The organism is Psychrobacter sp. 16-MNA-CIBAN-0192 (assembly GCF_040309565.1).
Taxonomy (GTDB): domain Bacteria; phylum Pseudomonadota; class Gammaproteobacteria; order Pseudomonadales; family Moraxellaceae; genus Psychrobacter.
In genome coordinates this window covers 1-269 of sequence record NZ_JBEOOX010000297.1, presented here as the reverse complement: position 1 = coordinate 269, position 269 = coordinate 1, and the positions used below count along the sequence as shown (strand labels likewise).

Annotated in this window: 1 protein-coding gene; it reads right to left on the bottom strand. The window is 44.6% G+C overall.

Annotation, left to right across the window (positions count from 1 at the left end):
- A partial coding sequence (locus AAEY78_RS13315; protein ID WP_352339783.1) for an FAD-dependent protein occupies positions 1 to 269 on the bottom strand: 269 nt, incomplete at both ends.

Here is a 269-nt window from a genome sequence, read left to right as displayed (position 1 = left end):
AGACAGTGCGACCGCTTCAGCCGCTTTAATACCATCAATACCCGCTGATAAAATACCGCCAGCGTAGCCTGCGCCTTCACCTGCAGGGTAAAGCCCTTTGGTGTTAATACTTTGGAATGTTTTATCACGCTTAATACTAATAGGCGACGAAGTACGTGTTTCAACGCCGGTTAATAAACCGTCGTTAGTTGAAAAGCCACGAATTTGTTTATTAAACGCTGGTATCGCTTCGCGAAGAGCATCAATTGCAAATTGTGGTAGCACTTTAC